At 73.7% G+C, this 18,065-nt stretch carries 19 protein-coding genes; 12 read left to right on the top strand and 7 right to left on the bottom strand.

Translation table 11 applies throughout. From position 1 onward, the window contains the following. The first annotated feature begins 30 nt into the window (after window positions 1-30). Window positions 31-618, top strand: a complete 588-nt coding sequence (locus AB0K25_RS10430) for an FABP family protein (protein ID WP_208567886.1) — start codon at window positions 31-33, stop codon at window positions 616-618. Between the two features lie 69 nt (window positions 619-687). Here AB0K25_RS10430 and AB0K25_RS10425 read toward each other — a convergent pair whose 3' ends face one another. Then, a complete protein-coding gene (locus AB0K25_RS10425; RefSeq protein ID WP_219464902.1) occupies window positions 688-1,530 on the bottom strand; it encodes an aminotransferase class IV in 843 nt (280 codons plus the stop codon). Between the two features lie 139 nt (window positions 1,531-1,669). On the opposite strand from AB0K25_RS10425, the gene AB0K25_RS10420 reads away from it, so the two are divergent. From AB0K25_RS10420 to AB0K25_RS10405, 4 genes are all read left to right on the top strand, one after another. Further along, window positions 1,670-2,074 (top strand): Fur family transcriptional regulator, encoded by a 405-nt coding sequence (locus AB0K25_RS10420; RefSeq protein WP_219470400.1) that lies wholly within the window; start codon window positions 1,670-1,672, stop codon window positions 2,072-2,074. Then, complete coding sequence (locus tag AB0K25_RS10415) at window positions 2,071-3,183, top strand: glycine cleavage T C-terminal barrel domain-containing protein (protein WP_219464900.1); 1,113 nt, start codon at window positions 2,071-2,073, stop codon at window positions 3,181-3,183. Before AB0K25_RS10420 ends, AB0K25_RS10415 begins: the two co-directional genes overlap by 4 nt. A gap of 303 nt (window positions 3,184-3,486) precedes the next feature. Further along, window positions 3,487-4,314, top strand: a complete 828-nt coding sequence (locus AB0K25_RS10410; protein ID WP_357538087.1) for a 3-keto-5-aminohexanoate cleavage protein — start codon at window positions 3,487-3,489, stop codon at window positions 4,312-4,314. Between the two features lie 183 nt (window positions 4,315-4,497). After that, the gene (locus tag AB0K25_RS10405; RefSeq protein ID WP_219464895.1) at window positions 4,498-5,457 is read left to right on the top strand and encodes an asparaginase; all 960 of its coding nucleotides are present in this window, start codon (window positions 4,498-4,500) and stop codon (window positions 5,455-5,457) included. 63 nt (window positions 5,458-5,520) lie between these two features. Here AB0K25_RS10405 and AB0K25_RS10400 read toward each other — a convergent pair whose 3' ends face one another. Then, entirely contained in the window at window positions 5,521-6,321 is an 801-nt protein-coding gene (locus AB0K25_RS10400; RefSeq protein WP_308290921.1) for an alpha/beta hydrolase, read from the bottom strand. Between the two features lie 117 nt (window positions 6,322-6,438). On the opposite strand from AB0K25_RS10400, the gene AB0K25_RS10395 reads away from it, so the two are divergent. The 5 genes from AB0K25_RS10395 to AB0K25_RS10375 all read left to right on the top strand — a co-directional run bounded on the left by AB0K25_RS10395 (window position 6,439) and on the right by AB0K25_RS10375 (window position 10,364). Then, window positions 6,439-7,323, top strand: a complete 885-nt coding sequence (locus tag AB0K25_RS10395; protein ID WP_363819655.1) for a helix-turn-helix domain-containing protein — start codon at window positions 6,439-6,441, stop codon at window positions 7,321-7,323. Next, the gene (locus AB0K25_RS10390) at window positions 7,320-8,129 is read left to right on the top strand and encodes a hypothetical protein (protein WP_363819652.1); all 810 of its coding nucleotides are present in this window, start codon (window positions 7,320-7,322) and stop codon (window positions 8,127-8,129) included. The genes AB0K25_RS10395 and AB0K25_RS10390 overlap by 4 nt, the downstream gene beginning before the upstream one ends. 70 nt (window positions 8,130-8,199) lie before the next feature. Next, window positions 8,200-8,514: a DUF2516 family protein gene (locus tag AB0K25_RS10385; protein WP_091242743.1), complete on the top strand. Its 315-nt coding sequence runs from the start codon at window positions 8,200-8,202 to the stop codon at window positions 8,512-8,514. Beyond that, window positions 8,511-9,398, top strand: a complete 888-nt coding sequence (locus AB0K25_RS10380) for an alpha/beta hydrolase (protein WP_219464891.1) — start codon at window positions 8,511-8,513, stop codon at window positions 9,396-9,398. Before AB0K25_RS10385 ends, AB0K25_RS10380 begins: the two co-directional genes overlap by 4 nt. A gap of 408 nt (window positions 9,399-9,806) precedes the next feature. Beyond that, a complete protein-coding gene (locus tag AB0K25_RS10375) occupies window positions 9,807-10,364 on the top strand; it encodes a nuclear transport factor 2 family protein (RefSeq protein ID WP_219464890.1) in 558 nt (185 codons plus the stop codon). Between the two features lie 48 nt (window positions 10,365-10,412). Here AB0K25_RS10375 and AB0K25_RS10370 read toward each other — a convergent pair whose 3' ends face one another. Then, window positions 10,413-11,090: a nucleotidyltransferase domain-containing protein gene (locus AB0K25_RS10370; RefSeq protein WP_219464889.1), complete on the bottom strand. Its 678-nt coding sequence runs from the start codon at window positions 11,088-11,090 to the stop codon at window positions 10,413-10,415. Between the two features lie 76 nt (window positions 11,091-11,166). On the opposite strand from AB0K25_RS10370, the gene AB0K25_RS10365 reads away from it, so the two are divergent. Next, complete coding sequence (locus AB0K25_RS10365) at window positions 11,167-12,084, top strand: SDR family oxidoreductase (protein WP_208567896.1); 918 nt, start codon at window positions 11,167-11,169, stop codon at window positions 12,082-12,084. 22 nt (window positions 12,085-12,106) lie between these two features. Here AB0K25_RS10365 and AB0K25_RS10360 read toward each other — a convergent pair whose 3' ends face one another. Continuing rightward, window positions 12,107-13,099, bottom strand: a complete 993-nt coding sequence (locus tag AB0K25_RS10360) for a YafY family protein (RefSeq protein ID WP_219464888.1) — start codon at window positions 13,097-13,099, stop codon at window positions 12,107-12,109. A gap of 84 nt (window positions 13,100-13,183) precedes the next feature. On the opposite strand from AB0K25_RS10360, the gene AB0K25_RS10355 reads away from it, so the two are divergent. Then, a complete protein-coding gene (locus tag AB0K25_RS10355) occupies window positions 13,184-14,002 on the top strand; it encodes an EI24 domain-containing protein (RefSeq protein ID WP_208567898.1) in 819 nt (272 codons plus the stop codon). 32 nt (window positions 14,003-14,034) lie between these two features. Here the strand turns inward: AB0K25_RS10355 and AB0K25_RS10350 are convergent, their stop codons facing one another. The 3 genes from AB0K25_RS10350 to AB0K25_RS10340 form a co-directional block, all read right to left on the bottom strand. Then, window positions 14,035-15,048 (bottom strand): GNAT family N-acetyltransferase, encoded by a 1,014-nt coding sequence (locus tag AB0K25_RS10350; RefSeq protein WP_363819646.1) that lies wholly within the window; start codon window positions 15,046-15,048, stop codon window positions 14,035-14,037. 439 nt (window positions 15,049-15,487) lie between these two features. Further along, window positions 15,488-16,495, bottom strand: a complete 1,008-nt coding sequence (locus AB0K25_RS10345) for a LacI family DNA-binding transcriptional regulator (RefSeq protein WP_219464886.1) — start codon at window positions 16,493-16,495, stop codon at window positions 15,488-15,490. A 19-nt stretch (window positions 16,496-16,514) separates the two neighbouring features. Further along, window positions 16,515-17,894 carry a GH1 family beta-glucosidase gene (locus AB0K25_RS10340; RefSeq protein WP_219464885.1) on the bottom strand — a complete coding sequence of 460 codons (1,380 nt, stop codon included), beginning with the start codon at window positions 17,892-17,894 and terminating at the stop codon, window positions 16,515-16,517. Window positions 17,895-18,065 lie beyond the last annotated feature (171 nt).

Raw genomic sequence — 18,065 nt, 5'->3', positions numbered from 1 at the left:
AGCCCCGCAGTCGCGAACGAAGGAGAGCCGGTGAGCGAGAATCCCCTTCAGCCGCCGTGGTTGAACGCGCCGCCGGTCGAGGAGTACCCCTACCAGGAGAGCCATGACCTGCGGGTCGGTCCGAAGCTGCACCCGGCGCTGGACGGCCTGCTGCCGTACGTCGGGGTGTGGCGGGGTCGGGGTCGGGGCGGGTTCCCCACCATCGAGGACTTCGACTACGCCCAGGAGATCCGGATCAGCCACGACGGCCGGCCGTTCCTGTTCTACGAGTCGCGGGCGTGGCTGCTCGACGAGGAGAGCCGTCCGATCCGTCCGGCCGGGCGCGAGGTGGGCTGGTGGCGTCCGGTGCTGGATGGTGAGCGGGTCACCGACGAGTTGGAAGCGCTGATGACCACCCCGACGGGGATCATGGAGCTGCACATCGGCAAGCGCACGGGCACCCAGATCGAGTTCGCCACCGACGCGGTGGTGCGTACCGCCACGGCCAAGGAGGTGACGGCGGGCGCCCGGCTCTTCGGCATCGTGGAGGGGGCACTGCTCTACGCCCAGGAGATGGCGGGTGTGGGTCACAGCCTTTCCCCGCACCTGTCGGCCCGCCTGGTCCGGGTCGCCGGCTGACCCTCCGCCACCGGCCACCGGACTCAGCCGACCGGCGGCTGACCTCCGCCAACCCGCCGGTCGGGCCGGTCAGGCGAAGCCCAGCAGTTCCTGGAGGCGGGGGGTGTGCGGGGCGGGTGGGCGGCCGGTGCCGTCGAGGGACCTGACCTCGACCAGACCGCGTACCGAGGAGGTCAGCCAGATCCCGGCGGCGGCGTGCAGCCCGGTCGGGGTGACCATCCGTTCGGCCCGTCCCAGGCCCAGCCCGGCGGCGTGGTCGAGCAGCCAGCCGCAGGTGGTGCCGGGCAGGATGCCGGTACGCGCGGCCGGGACGGTGCAGAGCGTGTCGCCGTCCAGCCAGACGACGTTCGCGCTGGGCCCCTCCAGCACGTAGCCGTCGGTGGAGACCCAGAGCACGTCGTCGACCCCGCTGCGGGCGGCCCAGCGGCGGGCGGCGCTGTTGGTCGCGTACGAGATCGACTTGATGCCCGCCGGGAGCCAGGACAGTTCGGGGCGGGCGGTCGCCGGCACCCCGAGGGGCAGGGTGGCGACGGTGACCCCGACGTCGCGGAGCCGTTTCGCGGCGGCCGGCACCTCGGTCAGGGTGGCGTACACGGTGGGCAGCCCACCCCCCTCGGGCCCCCGCGTGCAGACCAGGCGCAATGCGCCCTCGACCTCGGTGGGCCAGCCGGCGGCGATGCCGTCCAACAGTTCCACAAGCGCCCCGTCCGGGGGCAGCGGGAGTTCCAGGGCGGCGGCCCCGGCCCGCAGTCGGGCCAGATGGGCGGTACGCAACCAGGGGTTTCCGCCGCGCAGGTGCATGGTCTCGAACAGCCCGTCCCCGCGCAGCACACCCAGGTCGTTCCCGCGTAGCACCGGCTCCGTCGCGGGGACGACGCCCCGACCGAGCACGGCGACCCTCGATGCCACCATGACCGCCGAGCCTAACGGCGTGACCCGTCGCACCCCCGAGCCCGGTGACGTGACCCGCCCGGCGGCCCGGTGGCGGGCGGGCGGTGACCGGCGCGGGCCGAACTATGATCGGACGGTGTCCGAATCCTCCCTGGCGGAAATGCTCCGCTCGCGTGGGCTGCGACTGACGGCGCAGCGGCAACTGGTCCTGCAGGCCGTGCTCGACCTGGGGCACGCCACACCCGAGCAGGTGCACACGGCGGTCCGGGAGGTCGCCGCCGGGGTCAACATCACCACCATCTACCGGACGTTGGAGCTGCTGGAACGGCTCGGCCTGGTGACCCACACCCACCTGTCGCACGGCTCGCCGACCTATCACGCGGCGGGTGAGCACCAGCACATCCACCTGGTCTGCCGGGAGTGCGGCGCGGTCGACGAGATCGACCCGGAGCTGATGCGCCCGCTGGCCGACCGGCTCGCCACCGAGCGGAACTTCCAGGTGGACATCGGGCACGTGGCGCTCTTCGGCGTCTGCGGCAACTGTGAGGACGGGGAACCAACATGATCGACATCGCGGGAGCGGTGGCCGTCGAGGCGATCGACGAGGCCAGCCGGGACCAGCCGGACGCCGGGCACCGGGCGGCCGGGGTGCGGGGCGTCGCCGCGCACTACGGCGACCCGATGCGCGAGCAGCGCACCCTGGCCACCGGGGTCGGCCTGGTGGACCGCTCGCACCGGGGTGTCGTCGCCGTCACCGGCCCGGAGCGGATCGGTTGGCTGCACACCCTGACCAGCCAGCACCTCGCCGCGCTCGGCCCCGGCCAGGGCACCGAGCTGCTGGTGCTCAGCCCGCACGGGCACGTCGAGCAGCACGCCATGGTCGCCGAGGACGGCACGACCACCTGGCTGGACACCGAGCCGGGGATGACCGCCGACCTGCTGACGTACCTGGAGAAGATGCGGTTCTTCAGCCAGGTCGAGCCGCGCGACGTCACCGCCGGCCACGCGCTGCTTTCGCTGGTCGGGCCGCAGGCCACCGAGGCCGTCGCCACGCTGGGCGTCACCGGCCTGACCGCCCCCGAGGTGCTCGCGGTGCCGGGTCCGAAGTTCCGCTCCGGCGAGCTGCCCCCCCGCCCCACCGTCTCGTACGACGTCCAGCCGCTGACCGGTGGTGGCTGGGCCCGTCGGGTCCCGCTGGGGGTGGACCTGCTGGTGCCCCGGCCCGCCCTGGACGAGGTCGTCGCCGCGCTGCGCGAGCACGGCGTCCCCCCGGCCGGCCTGTGGGCGTACGAGGCGGTGCGGGTGGCCGCCCGACGGGCCCGGGTCGGGGTGGACACCGACCACCGGACGATCCCCGCCGAGGCGGGCCTGATCGCCCCGGCGGTGCACCTGGACAAGGGCTGCTACCGGGGGCAGGAGACCGTCGCCCGGGTGCACAACCTGGGCCGGCCGCCGCGTCGGCTCGTCCTGCTGCACCTGGACGGGGTGACCACCGACCAGCTGCCGGCGTCCGGCACCCCGGTCACCCTGGACGGCCGGACGGTCGGCTTCGTCGGCACCGCCGTGCACCACTACGAGCTGGGTCAGGTCGCGCTCGCCGTGGTCAAACGCAACCTCGCCGACGACGCCCGGCTGTCGGTGGGCGACACCGCCGCGGCCATCGACCCGGAGTAGCCCGTCCCGGCCGGTGGGTGGCGCTTTCCGGCATGGTCCGGGCGGTGGGTCCGTGCTTCCCGGCGTCGCCCGGGCGGTGGGTCCGTGCTTCCCGGCGTGGCCCGGGCGGTGGGTCCGTGCTTCCCGGCGTCGCCCGGGCGGTGGGTTCGCCTCCGGTTGTGCTCGTCGGCGAAGTAAGGATGCCTACCGCTAGCCGATTCGGCGGGAATTTCTTCGCGTCTCTCTCTCCTGATGTGCGGTTCTTCCTGTCGGGCCGGCCTGCGGCGTCGACCGGGGGCGGCCGGGGCGGCTACCATCGCCGGCATGACGACAGGGACGTTGATCACGGTTGCCCCGACGGGCGCGGAGTCGGCCAAGGAGCAGGTGCCGGCGCTGCCGGTGACCCTCGACGAGTTGCTGCTCACCGCCAAGGAGTGCGAGGCGCTCGGCGCTTCCGTGATCCACGTCCACATCCGCGACGACCAGGCCCGGCCCACCCTCGACCAGGGGCGGCTGCGGGAGACCGTGGCGGCGCTGCGGGAGAGCACCGACCTGATCGTGCAGCTCTCCTCGGGTGGGGCGGTGACCGATCCGGAGGCCGACCGGCTGGCCGTGCTGGACGCCGCGCCGGACATGGCCTCCTGCACCATGGGCACGGTCAACTTCGGCGACGACGTCTTCCTCAACCGGTGGGAGTTCATCGTCGACCTGCACACCCGGATGCAGGAGCGCAGCATCCTCCCCGAGTACGAGATCTTCGACCTCGGTCACCTCACCGCCCTGCAACGCCTGCTGGACCGGCACGGCCTGCCGTACGGCGGGCACGTGCACGTCGACTTCGTGATGGGGGTGCCGGGCGGGATGCCGGGCACCACCGCCACCCTGGTCGCCGCCCAGCAGATGCTGCGTGACCTGCCGGCGGGCACCACCTTCTCGGCCACCGGCGTCGGTCGCAGCACCATCGCGGTGCTGCTGGCTTCGCTCTCCACCGGCGGTCACCTGCGGGTCGGTATGGAGGACACCGTGACGTACGCCAAGGGTCGCCCGGTGGAGTCCAACATGCAGCTGGTGGCCCGCGCGGTCGGGTTCGCGCAGCTCGCCCAGCGCCCCCCGCTGACCACCACCGAAGCCCGTCAGTTGCTGTTCCGCTAGCCCGCCCGGCGGGCCGGACCGGTCCGGCCGGTGCTGCGGTTCCGGGTCGGGGCCCGCCGTGGGCCCGGCCGGGGCAGGTCCGCCCGGTAAGCCGCGCCTGCCCCGGCACTCCTGTACGCCGGTGGTCGACGTCGCAGGTCACCCGGGTGTCGGGGTGCCGGCCCCCGTCGGTACCTTCGCCAGGTGTCCAAGACGTACGAGGGTGGCGAGCCGCTCGCCGAGGTGGTCCGGTCCGGGTTCGTGGAGGGTGTGCACCGGGGCTCGGTGGTGGTGCTCGACGCCGCCGGTGCGCCGGTGGCCGGTGCCGGGAACGGCGTCCCGCCGATCTTTCCCCGCTCGGCCAGCAAGCCGTTGCAGGCGCTCGGGATGCTCCGGGCCGGGCTCGCGGTGACCGACCCCGCCGACGTCGCGGTGGTCTCGGCCAGCCACGCCGGTGAGGAGTTCCACCTGGCCCGGGTCGCGGCGCTGCTGGGCTCCGCGGGCCTGGACCCGGGGGCCCTGCACTGCCCGCCCGACCTGCCGTTCGGCGAGGCGGCCCGGGAGGCCGTGCTGCGGGCCGGTGGTGGCCCGAGCCGGTTGGCGATGAACTGCTCCGGTAAGCACGCCGGGATGCTGCTGACCTGCCTGGCGGCCGGCTGGCCGGTGGACGGGTACTGGCGGCCGGAGCACCCGTTGCAGCAGCGGCTGACCGCCACGATCGAGGAGTTCACCGGCGAGCCGGCGGCGGCGGTCGGCGTGGACGGTTGTGGTGCGCCCGTGCTGGCGGTCTCGCTGACCGGGCTGGCCCGGGCCTACCTGCGGCTGGTGGCCGCCGAGCCCGGCTCCCCGGAGCGCACGGTGGCGGACGCGATGCGGGCGTACCCGGAGGTGGTCGGCGGCACCGTGGCGGACGACACCCGCCTGATGCGCGGCGTACCCGGAATGCTGGCCAAGATCGGCGCGGAGGGGGTGATCGCGGCGGCGCTGCCCGGCGTCGGCGCGGTCACCCTCAAGATCGACGACGGTGCCACCCGCGCCCGGATGCCGGTGCTGGTCTCCGCGCTGCGCCGGCTCGGTGTGCGGGCCCCCGTCCTCACCGAGTACGCGGAGGTTCCCCTGCTCGGCGGTGCTCTTCCGGTCGGTGGAGTGCGTCCCGTCTGGTGAGCTGCGGGCGATCCGTGGCCGGGCCGCACCAGGGTGCGGGACGGGCCCGGGGTGCGGGGCCGGTCAGGGCAGGAAGGCGCGGAGGGCCTCGGCCACCTCGGTGGGGCGTTCCACCGGGATCAGGTGCGCGGCCTCGGGGATGTCGGGCAGGCGGACGGCCCGGGGGGCCTCGGCGGCGATCCGGTCGGCCAGCCGGATGATGTCCGGGATGTCGACGGCACCGGCGGTGACGAGGACCGGCAGGTCCAACTCGTCGAGGCGGCCGATGGCGGGCGGGTCGAGGTCGACGACGTCGACCGCGCTCAACGCCTGCTCGGCGGCGAGGGCCCGCCGGTCCGACTCCTCGGCGAAGGCGATGAGCGCCGGGTCGAGATCCTCCGGACGGCGGTGCGGGCCGACCACCCAGAACCGGACCTCACCGGCCGCGCTCGCCGCCAGGTCCTCCTCGTCGACCTCACCGACCAGCCGGTCCCACAACTCCTCGGTGTCCGGCGACCACTCGTGCCCGGAGACGGCGGTGCCGAACAGCGCCAGGGCCGACACCCGCTGCGGGTACGCCAGCGCGGTGTCGATCGCCACCGCCCCGCCGAAGGAGCAGCCGACCAGGGCGGCCCGGTCGATGTCGAGCGCGTCCAGCACCGCCACCACGTCGTCGCGGTGGGCGAAGGACTCCGGCGGCAGCGCCGAGTCCCCATAGCCGCGCAGGTCCAGCGCGATCGTCCGGTGCCGGTCGGCGAGGGCGGCGCACACCTCGCGCCACATCCGCCGATCGGCGATGCCCGCGTGCAGCAGGAGCACCGGCGTGCCGGTGCCGACCTCGTCGTAGCCGAGGGTGGTGCCGTTGACAGCGATCTGTTGGGTCACGCCGTGCAAGTTACGACCGGACATCCCGGGCCGCAACGTACTTTGCCTCCTGTTACCTTGCTAACTCTGGCTAGCGTTTTGCTTGCTGGAGCTAGCAGCGCGGACTACCGTTGGGGTATGGCCGCACCCAAGGATCTACCCGACGTCGGCGGATTCATCCGTGACCTGCGGCGGAACGCCAAGATCTCGCTCCGCCAGCTCGCCGAGCAGGCCGGCGTGAGCAACCCCTACCTCAGTCAGATCGAGCGGGGCCTGCGCAAGCCCAGCGCCGAGGTGCTCCAGCAGCTCGCCAGCGCGCTGCGGGTCTCCACCCCGGCGATGTACCTGCGGGCCGGGCTGCTCGACGACAAGGAGGGTCAGGGAGTGCTCGCCGCCATCGCGGTCGACCCCGACCTGACCATGGCGCAGAAACAGTCGCTCAGCCAGATATACGAGACCTTCCGGCGGGAGAACACCCGGCTGTCCGAGGCCACCGCCGACCAGTCCGCCCCGGCGGAACCCGGCACGGACGAGCCGGCCGGCACGAACCGCCCCGGCACCGACCAGACGGTCCCCGATGGGGTCGCCGGCACGGATCAACCGGTCGTCACCGATCGGACCGCCGCCGCGGTGGACCGCCCGGACGCCGGCCCCGGACCGGCCGCGCCGACCTCCGCGTACGCCGTACCGACGCCGACCGGGCCGACGGAGGCGGCGGCCACGGTGACGCCGGCCGCCACCGGACCGGTCACCCCGGAGGGCACCCCGACCGAGGCCGTCCTCGAATCGGTCGCCGTCACCGAGGCGGGCACCGCCCCCGCCCCCGCGACCGGTGAGACGCGCACCGCACCCACCACCGGTGGGGTGGGGACCCCACCGGCGACCGGTGAGACGCGCACCGCGCCCACCGCCAGCGGGACGCGCACCGCGCCCGCCGCCGGCACCCATGACGGCACGGCGGATGCCGCGCCCACGACCAGCAACGACAAGGCCGCCGGAGCGGCCGAGGAGGAGTTGTCATGACCCAGCCGAAGACCAACCGCATTCCGGCCCCCGTCTACGCCGCCGCCGGTGCCGGGGAACTGGCCATCCAGCAGCTGCGCAAGCTGCCGACCGTGGTGAGCGAGCTGGGCAACCGGGTCGTCGCCGACGGCACCAAGGTCGCCGCCGAGTGGGGCGGCAAGGCCGTCGTGACCGGGTTCGAGCTGCGCCAGAAGGCCACCGAGACCTTCCGTACCGCCAACCTGACCGCCACCGGCCTGCGCGAGAAGGCCACGCCCACCGAGCTGAACCTGGACAAGCTCCGCGCCGAGCTGGACCTGGACAAGCTCCGCGCCGAGCTGGACCTGGACAAGCTCCGCGCCGAGCTGGACCTCGACAAGCTGCGCGGTGCCGCCACCCGCAACGCCGCCGTGGTGCTCGCCGGGGCGCAGGCGGCCCAGGAACGGGCACTGGCCGCGTACGGCGCGTTGATCGCCCGGGGTGAGCGGGTGGTCGGTGCCGGGGTGCTGGAGGCCGCCGAGACCGTCAACGCCGACATCGAGGCGACCGACGCCACCGTCCCGGCCGGGGCGCAGGCCGGGACCGACCAGCACCGCACCCCGACCCCGGCTGCCGTGGCGCAGGCCGACACGGACCACCCGCCGACCCCGGCGGACGTGGCGCAGGTCGTCGAGGCCAAGCCGGCCGCAGCCAAGGTCACCCGGTCCCGGGCCACCAAGGCCGCGACCAAGCCGGCCGCGACCAAGGCCGCCGCCAAGCCCGTCGCCACCGACCCGACAGCGAAGCAGCCGAAGACCACGAAGCGGACCCGCCCGGCCGCCGAGTGACCGTCGCCGACACCGGCCCCGGGGGCGTCCTGACGGACGTTTCCGGGGCCGTCGGCATATGCTGGCCGGCATGGCCATCGCCGCGCCGATCTTCGTGTTCCACCTCGTCTACGTGATCGATCTGATCCTGCTCGTGTTCGCCCTGGCTGTGCAGGGCATCTCGCTGGTGCACGCGTTCACCCAGCGCTCGGACGCCTTCCCGGCCATCGGCACCCTCCCCAAGGGCGGCTGGATCGCCATCCTGGCCGTCTGCATGCTGCTCACCCTGCTTGGTTTCGGCGCGCTGAGCATCTTCGGGCTGATCGGCATCGCGGCCGGCCTGATCTACCTGCTGGACGTCCGGGTCGGGCTGCGTGACCTGCACGACGGCAAAGGGTTCTGGTGAGGGGTTTCCGCTGGCCGCCACCGCCGGACGGCGGACCCCGCACCTGGGGGCCCGGGCCCGGCGCACCGCGTACCGGGCGACCCGCCCTGCCGGAACCGGAGACCGAGCTGGTCGCCACCCCGCACGACGTACAGCTGGAACGGCTGGTCACCGGCGTCGGTGACCCGGTCACCGTGTTTGCCCACGGATTCGGCAACGGCATCGCCACCACCCGCCCGTTCGGCAGCGCCGTCACCGGCCGACGGGTCTTCTTCCAGTTCCGGGGGCACGGCCGCTCCGACGCCCCGCCCGGCCCGTGGAGCTACCTCGACCTGGCCCGCGACCTGCGGGCGGTGGCGGACCTCAGCGGCGCCACTCGGGCGTTCGGCGCCAGCCTCGGCGCGGGCGCGCTCTGCCGGCTGCTCGTCGAGAGCCCGGACCGGTTCGAGAAACTGGTCTTCCTGCTGCCCGCCGTCCTCGACCGGCCACGTGGCCCGGTCGCCCGGCAACGACTGGCCGACCTGCTCGACGCGGTCGCCGGGGGCGACGCCTCGGCCGTGGCGGACGTGGTCGCCCTGGAACTGCCGCCGTCGGTCCGCAACACCCCGGCCGGTTGGGCCTACCTGCGTCAGCGACTCGACCAGCTGCTGCGGGACGGGCTCGCCGCCGGTCTGTCCGACCTGCCGGAGCAGTCCCCGCTGGCCGACCTCGCCGCCCTGGCCGGGGTGACCGCACCGGCCCTGGTGATCGGCTGCGTCGGCGACGACCTGCACCCCACCCACATCGCCGCCGAGCTGGCCGACGCGTTGCCGCAGGCGACACTGCACGTCTACGACCGTCCCGGGTTCGCCTGGACCGACCGCGCCGACCTGCGGGACCGGATCTCCACCTTCCTCAACGACTAGGCCCCGGGCCGGGCCCGGGACGCGTTCTGTCCGCCCGTGGCCTCCGCCCGGTCGGGATCCGGCGGACCGTCGGATCCGAGCTGGCAGTCCGGTGTGGACGGATGTCCCCGGTGCCGGCCCCGGCACTCGTTCCAGGCGTTCGCCCGCCTCCGGCCCGCCTGCCCCGCCCCGGCCCGCCTGCCCCGCCCCGGCCCGCCCGCCCCGGCTCGGCTGCCCCCGGCCCGGCTGCCCCCGGCTCGGCCTGCCGCCTGTGCGGCCCCGCCTGCCGCCGTTGCCGTCCGTCTGCCCGGACCGGTAGGCCCGCGATCGCCCCGCCACCACTCCGCTACTCCGCTCGTGTTGACGTCAAATCACTGTAGTTATAGGCTATAACTAAAGCGAGCTGATCTCATTCATGGAGGAGTCATCATGAACCGCAGGTCCACCGTCACCCTCACCGCGCTCCTGATCGCCGGTGGCGTGCTGACCGGCAGCAGCGTTCCCGCGCTGGCTGGCGGCACCGCCACCACCCACACGCGGCCCGACGGGCCCGACGACACCCGCCGGACGCAGCAGCAGGTGACCCGCGACTGGGTCCAGCTCTGGAACGGCGACTACGCGCTGGCCGAGCACCTCATCGCGCCGGACGTCCGGGTCCGGGCCGCGCTGCTCGACGGCGGCGACGGCAGTGCCGTGCACGGCCCGGCCGGCATGGTCGACCTGATCGGCCAGATCCGGGGAGCCTTCCCCGACCTGCGCTTCACCGTCGAGGTCGGCCCGATCATCGACGGCAGCCACGTGGTCGTGCGGTGGGTCGCCGACGGCACGTACGGCGGAGGATTCCCCGGGGCGACAGCCGCGCCCGGCACCACGGTCCGCTTCACGGGCACCGACACGCTGCGGACGAGGCACGGCCTGATCACCGACTACTGGCTCAACGCCGACACCCTGCTGCTCACCACCCAGCTCGGGGTGGAAGCAGTCTGATCGCCTCGTCGCGGGCCCGGCACGGACCCCGGCAACGGCTGCCGTGGGTCAGTCAGGCGGCGGCAGGTGGGCGGCGCGGACGGCACGCAGCCAGCGTTCCACCGTCGCCTCGTCGGGCCGGTCGGGCAGCGGGGTGCGGAGCCGGTCGAAGTCCCGTTCCGCCTCGGCGACCAGCGCTTCCGCCTCGGTGAGCGCGCCGCCCGCGACCCGCTCACCGAACGCCCGGAACCACGCCGGGTCCGCCAGCCGGATCTCCAGCACGCCGGTGGCGTAGAGGGTCCGCCCCTGGTGCAGCAGCCGGGCCAGGTGCCGGGCGTGCTTGGCCGAGCGGCGCCGGCCGCCCACCGTCGAGTCGCGGGTGGTCAGCTTGCGGAACTGCTGGCTCGCGTAGCCGAGGTAGGCGTCGCGGACACGCGGTGCGCTGAGGAACGCCGACCGGATGGCGATCAGGCGGTCACCGAGCTCCGTACGGGTCTCGTAGCAGTCGTCGGGCAGCCAGATCAGCTCGGTGGCCGTCGGGTTGCCGCTCAACGCCAGCCGGGCGTACTTGCCGGCCTCGTGCAGGGTGACGTCCGGGTCGGTGGTGACCACCGACTCCCGGGGCGGCCGCAGGCCGTGGAAGGCCACCGTCGGGGCGGCGAAGACGCCGATCCGGTCCACGTCGGAGCCGGGGCCGGCCAGCCCGTAGGCGACCGAGCCGACGATCCCGGAGAGCAGCAGGTGCATGCCGGGAGCATGCCGGACCGAACCGCTCCGCGAAACCGGACTTCGGTTGTCAGGTATCACTGCCACCCTCGACGGTATGACGACGACACCGTTGGAAGGAAAGGTCGCGCTGGTGGCCGGCGCGACCCGGGGCGCGGGCCGGCAGATCGCGGTCCAGCTCGGCGCGGCCGGGGCGACGGTCTACGCCACCGGCCGCAGCAGCCGGGCCGGCCGCTCCGAGCTGGACCGCGCCGAGACCATCGAGGAGACCGCCGAGCTGGTCACCGCCGCCGGAGGCACCGGCATCGCGGTCCGGGTCGACCACCTGGTGCCCGAGCAGGTACGCGACCTGGTGGCCCGGATCGACACCGAACAGGGCCGGCTCGACGTGCTGGTCAACGACGTGTGGGGCGCCGACCCGCTGATCACCTGGGAGAAGCCGGTCTGGGAGCAGCCGCTGGACGCCGGGTTCCGCACCCTGCGGCTGGCGGTGGACACCCACATCGTCACCAGCCACTTCGCGCTGCCGCTGCTGATCCGCCGCCCCGGCGGCCTGGTCGTCGAGATCGGCGACGGCACCCGGGCGTACAACGACACGCACTACCGGCTGTCCGTCTTCTACGACCTGGCGAAGGTGTCGGTGACCCGGCTCGCGTACAGCTGGGGGCACGAGCTGGCGCCGCACGGGTGCACCGCCGTGGCGCTCACCCCCGGCTGGATCCGCTCCGAGGCGATGCTGGAACACTTCGGGGTGACCGAGCAGACCTGGCGCGACGGCGCGGCGACGGACCCGCACTTCCTCATCTCGGAAACCCCGGCCTTCGTCGGGCGGGCGGTCGCCGCACTGGCCGCCGACGAGGACCGGGCCCGCTGGAACCAGGCGTCCGTCTCGGCCGGCGAACTGGCCCGGGTGTACGGCTTCACCGACCTCGACGGCAGCCGGCCGGACGCCTTCCGCTACCTCACCGAGGTGGTCGAGACGGACCGGCCCGCCGACGTCACCGGCTACCGCTGACGGCTCGTCGGCCCGGTCGCCGTCAGCGGGTCGGGTGGTCCGGGCCGACGCCGTAGCGGGCGGCCGAGCGGGCCGCCGCGTCGGCGAGCAGGGCACGCAGCTGCGGTGGGTCGAGCACCTCCACCTCGGGGCCGAGGCCGAGCAGTTGCGGGTACGCCACCTCGACGGACTCGACGGGCAGCTCGGTCACCACCCAACCCTGCCCGTCGGGTGTGCCGGCGGCGGCCACTGCCTCGTCGTACGCGAAGGGGGTGTCGGCGAGGAAGCGGAGCTGGCGCAGACCGGCGGGGCTGAGCCGCACGGTGACCCGTGCGGCGAGCATGTCCCGCAGGAACGCCTCGGCCTGCTCCCGCCAGTAGCCGCCCAGGTCGAAGCCGTCGTCCCGGGTGAAGGTCGCCGGGTCGGCGACGACGTCGAGCACCCGGTCCACCCGGTAGGTGCGCATCGTGTCGTCGACCCGGCCCACGAGATACCAGGTGCCGCTCTTGAGCACCAGCCCGTACGCCTCGACCCGGCGGGTCACCTCCCGGTCGCCGCGCCGGTACCGCAGGGCGACCACCCCGTCCCGCCACACCGCCCGGGCCAGTTCGGTCAGCCAGCGCGGCGGGGTGGACTCGCGGAACCAGCCCGGGACGTCCAGGTGGAACCGCTGGCCGGTACGGGCCGGGGCGTCACGCAGGCCCGGTGGCAACGCGGCGAGCATCTTCAGCTCGGCGGACGCCACCGCGTCGGCCAGTCCCAGGTCACCGGCGGGGCCGGGCAGTCCGGTGAGGAAGAGCGCCTCCGCCTCGTCCCGGGTCAGCCCGGTCAGCCGGGTCCGGTAGCCGCCGAGCAGCCGGTAACCCCCGGCCCGCCCCCGGTCGGCATAGACCGGCACCCCGGCGGCGGAGAGCGCCACCACGTCCCGGTAGACGGTCCGCTCGGAAACCTCCAGCTCACGGGCGAGTTCGGCGGCGGTCATCGTCTCGCGGGACTGCAACAGCAGCACCAGGGAGATCAACCGGGCGGCGCGCACCCCCGTATCCTGCCGGCCCGACCCGTCGGGCGGTGCCGTCGGGTGCCCGGTGGCGGTGGCCCCCGGCCAGTAGGCTCTGCGGTCGTGAACGGACCCCGTACCCTCGCCGCGCCGGTCACCGGTGCCACCCGCCGCTTCTTCGGCGGCGTGGGCCTGCTCGTGCGTGGCCTCGGCCTGTATGTCCGCAGCCCGGGGCTGATGCTGCTCGGCGTGGTGCCGGCGCTGTTGTCCGCCGCGCTCTTCGTCACCGCGTTCGCCACCCTGGTCTACTTCGTGGACGAGCTGGCGGCGTGGGTGACCCCGTTCGCCGACGACTGGTCGGACACCCCGCGCAGCCTGGTCCGGGTGATCGCCGGGTTGGCCTTCCTCGGGTTGGGCGGGCTGCTCACCGTGGTCGGCTTCACCGCGGTCACCCTGGTCATCGGGGACCCGTTCTACGAGAAGATCTCCGAGCGGGTGGAGGACCGGCTCGGCGGCACCCCGGGCGCGGTGGAGGTGCCGTTCGGGGCGTCGCTGCGGCGCAGCATCGTCGACTCGCTGCGGCTGGTCGGGCTCTCGGTGCTGTTCGGCATTCCGCTCTTCGCGGCCGGGTTCATCCCGGTGGTCGGGCAGACCGTGGTGCCGGTGGTCGGCGCGGCGGTGGGCGGCTGGCTGCTCGCCGTGGAGTTGGTCGGTGCGCCGTTCTCCCGGCGCGGGCTGCGGCTGCCGGACCGGCGGGCCAGGCTGAAGGCGGACCGGGCCACCTCGCTCGGTTTCGGTGTGGCGGTCTTCCTGTGCTTCCTGATCCCGCTGGGTGCGGTGCTGGTGATGCCGGCCGCCGTCGCCGGGGCCGCGCTGCTCGCCCGCCGCTCGCTGGGCCAGCACATCGAGGAGAGCCGAGCCGGCGGCCGGCCGACGGCGTGACCATGGCGGCCCGCCGGTCGTGGTCGGGCCTCTCAGCGCAGCTCGCGCAGGCAGGACCAGGCGGTGGCCACCGGCCGGTAGCCGAGGCGGGTGTTGACCGCCAGCATCGGCGCGTTGGCCTCGTCGTTGGAGGTGTAGGCCGTGCGTACTCCGCGACCGGCGGCCCGGTGCAGCGCGACCTGCTTGGTCAGTCGGGCCAGCCCCCGACCCCGGTATTCCGGCCGGGTCGCGGTGAAGTCGGACCACATCCGGTCGCCGTCCCGCTTGACCAGGCTGAGCGCGACCAACGTGCCGTCGACCTCGGCGACCGTGCTGGCGTCCCGGTCCAATCCCGGGTTCTCCCAACACTCGGAGCGCCAGTGGGAGTAGCTGATCGCGTCCACCGGCACGTCGCCCGGCTCGCTCGTCGAGGCGACGGCGTCGAGGAGGTAGACCTGGTACGGATCGATCCCGGCGAGCGGGAGCAGCCGTACCCCGGCGGGCGGCTCGGGCATCGGTGGGGCCGGGTGCAGGTCGAGCGCCGAGTAGCGCAGCTCCCGGCTGGGGGCGAACCCGTGCCGGCGGGCGTACGGCAGCGAGTCGGTCTGCGCCCAGGTCCGCACCCGGCGGATCCGGAGGGATTCCAGGTGGGCCAGCGCGGCGGCGAGCAGTGCGGTGCCGGTGCCCCGGCCCCGGTGCTCCGGATGCACGTGCAGGATGGAGATGTCCCCGAAGTCCGGCACGGAGGTCTGCGTGTTCCGGTACGCCGAGGCCCAGCCGACGAGTTGGCCGTCCGCCTCGGCCACCCAGGCCGCCCACTTCTCCTCGGGTGGTGGCTGGGCGATCATCTGCCGGGTCGACGCGATGCCCCGCACCAGGTACGGATGGACCAGGGACCGCAGCGCCACCACCCCGGGCGCGTCGTCGGGCTGGGCGGTGCGGATGCGCCACCCCACCCCCGGTTGGCCGGTGGACCGCGCGGTGTGGTCGCGGGCGGGCGGCAACTGGTGCCGGCGCTGCCGCTCGGTGCTGGTCGGCACGGGCTGCGGTGCAACGGCGTCAGGCATGCCCGCGAGCGTAGGCACCGGCCGGAGTCCACAGCCACACCTTTTCCCCAACCGCCATGCCGATGACTCTGGGTAACGCCTCTCTCTGGTTGCGACTTTCCCACTCTCCGTAATCCACGGTCGACCCCTGCCCTATCACCCTCGCCCCCTTTGCTCTGCTGCCATGGAGGCGACAGGCATTTGAGCTGCTAATGCACATTTATGGCTCGGGCGGATGTGGCGTCAAGTCGGTCACCCTCGGTGCCTGTCGCGTGGATGGCAGCAGAGCAAAGGGGGTGAACCTGGGTGGGGTGGGGTCGACGAAATGTTGCTGAGGGTGACGGTCGCGGTCGACGTTCAGCCGTCGCGTGTGGGTGCCCGGTGGGCAGGGGCGGCCCGGCTCACGTGGCCGGGGCGTGCGGCCAGGCCGGAAACCGGGCGGGGCAGGCCGGTGCAGGGGTCAGGCGGACTGTCGGATCACCAGCTCCGTCGGCAACACCACCGCCCGCTCCACCTCCGCACCGTCGGCGAGGGCCAGCAGCAGCCGGGTCATCTTCCGGCCCAACTCGACGATCGGCTGCCGCACGGTGGTCAGCGGCGGCTCGGTGTAGGCAGCCGTCTCGATGTCGTCGAAACCGATCACCGCGACGTCCTCCGGTACCCGCCGGCCCGCCTCGTGCAACGCCCGCAGGGCGGCGTGCGCCATCAGGTCGGAGGCGGCGAAGACCGCATCCAGATCGGGGTACGCGGCGAGCAGCCGACGCATCGCGATGGTCCCCGACTCGCGGGTGAAGTCGCCGTACTCGATCATCTGGGGCAGGCCGGCGGCGACCACGGTGTCCCGGTAGCCGGCGAGCCGTTCGATGCCGGCGACCATGTCCTGCGGGCCGGCGATGGTGGCGATCCGGCGGCGACCGTTGTCGATCAGGTAACGGGTCGCCGCGGCCACCCCGCCGATGTGGTCCACGTCGATGTACGGCACGTCGGCCGCGTCCAGCGGTCGGCCGCTGCACACGACCGGTATCCCCAGCCGGGCGAGCCGGCCGGGCAGTGGGTCCTCCCCGTGCAGCGAGGCGAAGAGCACCCCGTCGACGTGCCGGCCGGTGGTGTACCGGGTGACCCGGTCGTGCCCGGCGGGCGAGCCGGCCAGCATCAGCACCAGCTGCTTGTCGGCGGCCTCCAACTCCTGGGCCGCACCCCGGATGAGCCCGGGGAAGACCTGGTCGTCGGAGAAGACCCGGGTGGCGGCCTCCGGCAGCACCAGGGCGATCGAGTCGGTCCGCTGGGTGACCAGGCTGCGGGCGGCCAGGTTCGGCACGTACCCCAGCTCGGCCACCGCCCGACGGACCGCCTCCTGGATCGGCTCGGCGACCGTGGTGGAGCCGTTCACCACCCGGGACACCGTCGCCCGGGACACGCCGGCCTGCCGGGCGACCTCCTCCAGGGTGGGCCGCTGTGCCGCCGTCATACCCGTTACCACCGCCTCGTCACAGCCCGTTCCGGGAGATCACCTCCTGGTACCACCGGGCGCTCGACTTCGGCGTGCGCCGCTGGTTCAGGTAGTCGACGTGGACGATCCCGAACCGCTTCCGATAGCCCTCGGCCCACTCGAAGTTGTCCAGCAACGACCATACGAGATAGCCGCGCAGGTCGACGCCGCGGGAGATGGCCTCGTGCGCGGCCCGCAGATGCCCGTCAAGGTAGGAGATCCGGTCGGTGTCGTCGATCCGGCCCGATCCGTCGGCGTCGTGGCCGGCACTGTCGTCCGGGAACGCGCCGCCGTTCTCCGTGATCATCAGTGGCAGCCCGGGATAGTCGGTGCCGATCCGCACCAGCAGCCGGGTCAGCCCGGCCGGCTCGATCTGCCAGCCCATGTCGGACACCGGCCCGCTGGCCGGCAGGAACTCCACCGCCCCCTCGGTGCCCGGGTAGGCGCTGCTGCCGCCCCCGTCCGGGCGTCCCGCGACATAGGTCGGTGCGTAGTAGTTGATCCCGAGCAGGTCCAGCGGCGCCGCGATGATCTTTTCGTCGCCGGGCCGGATGAACGTGGGCTCCACCATCCGGGCGACGTGTTCGAGCACGTCGGCGGGGTAGCCGGCCCCGGTCAGCGGGTCCAGGAAGATCCGGTTCTGGAGGCCGTCGACGAGACGTACCGCGGCGGCGTCGGCGGCGCTGTCCGGGTCGGCCGGTGCGACGTCCGCCGGGTTGAGGGTGATCCCGACCGTCTGCGCGCCCGCCGACCGCAGCGCCCGCGCCGCCAGGCCGTGCCCCAGCAACAGATGGTGTACGGCCCGGAACGCCGCCCCCGCGTCCTGCTCACCGGGGGCGTGCACCCCGTTGCCGTACCCGAGGTACGCCGAGCACCACGGTTCGTTGAGCGTCGTCCAGGTGCGGATGCGGTCACCGAGCCGGGCGTGCACGGCCAGGGCGTAGTCGGCGAAGTGTTCGGCGGTCTCCCGGCTGGTCCAACCGCCCCGGTCCTGCAAACCCTGGGGCAGGTCCCAGTGGTAGAGCGTGACGATCGGGTCGATGCCCCGGTCGAGCAGCGCGTCGGTCAACCGGTCGTAGAAGTCCAGGCCGCGCGGGTTGACCGGGCCGGTGCCGTCCGGCCTGATCCGGGGCCAGGCCACCGAGAACCGGTACGCGGCCAGGCCCAGCTCGGCCATCAGCGCCACGTCGTCGGCGTACCGGTGGTAGTGGTCGCAGGCGACGTCACCGGTGTGCCCGGCGAACACCTTGCCCGGCGTACGGCTGAAGGTGTCCCAGATCGACTCGCCGCGACCGTCGTCCCGGGCCGCGCCCTCGATCTGGTATGCGGCGGTCGCCGCGCCCCACACGAAGCCCTCCGGAAATCGAACCTCATTCACGCGGCTACCTCCTTCGTTCGCGACTGCGGGGCTCGCAAGACCGGCTCACTCCTCGCGCTCACGCGGTGCTTCCTTTCGTTCGCGACTGCGGGGCTCGCAAGACCGGCTCACTCCTCGCGCTCACGCGGTGCTTCCTTTCGTTCGCGACTGCGGGGCTCGCAAGACCGGCTC

The sequence above is a fragment of the Micromonospora sp. NPDC049257 genome (genome assembly GCF_040678915.1).
Classification (GTDB): Bacteria; Actinomycetota; Actinomycetes; order Mycobacteriales; family Micromonosporaceae; genus Micromonospora; species Micromonospora antibiotica.
Note: the sequence above shows the minus strand (reverse complement) of the source record. Positions and strands in the feature narration are given on the sequence as shown.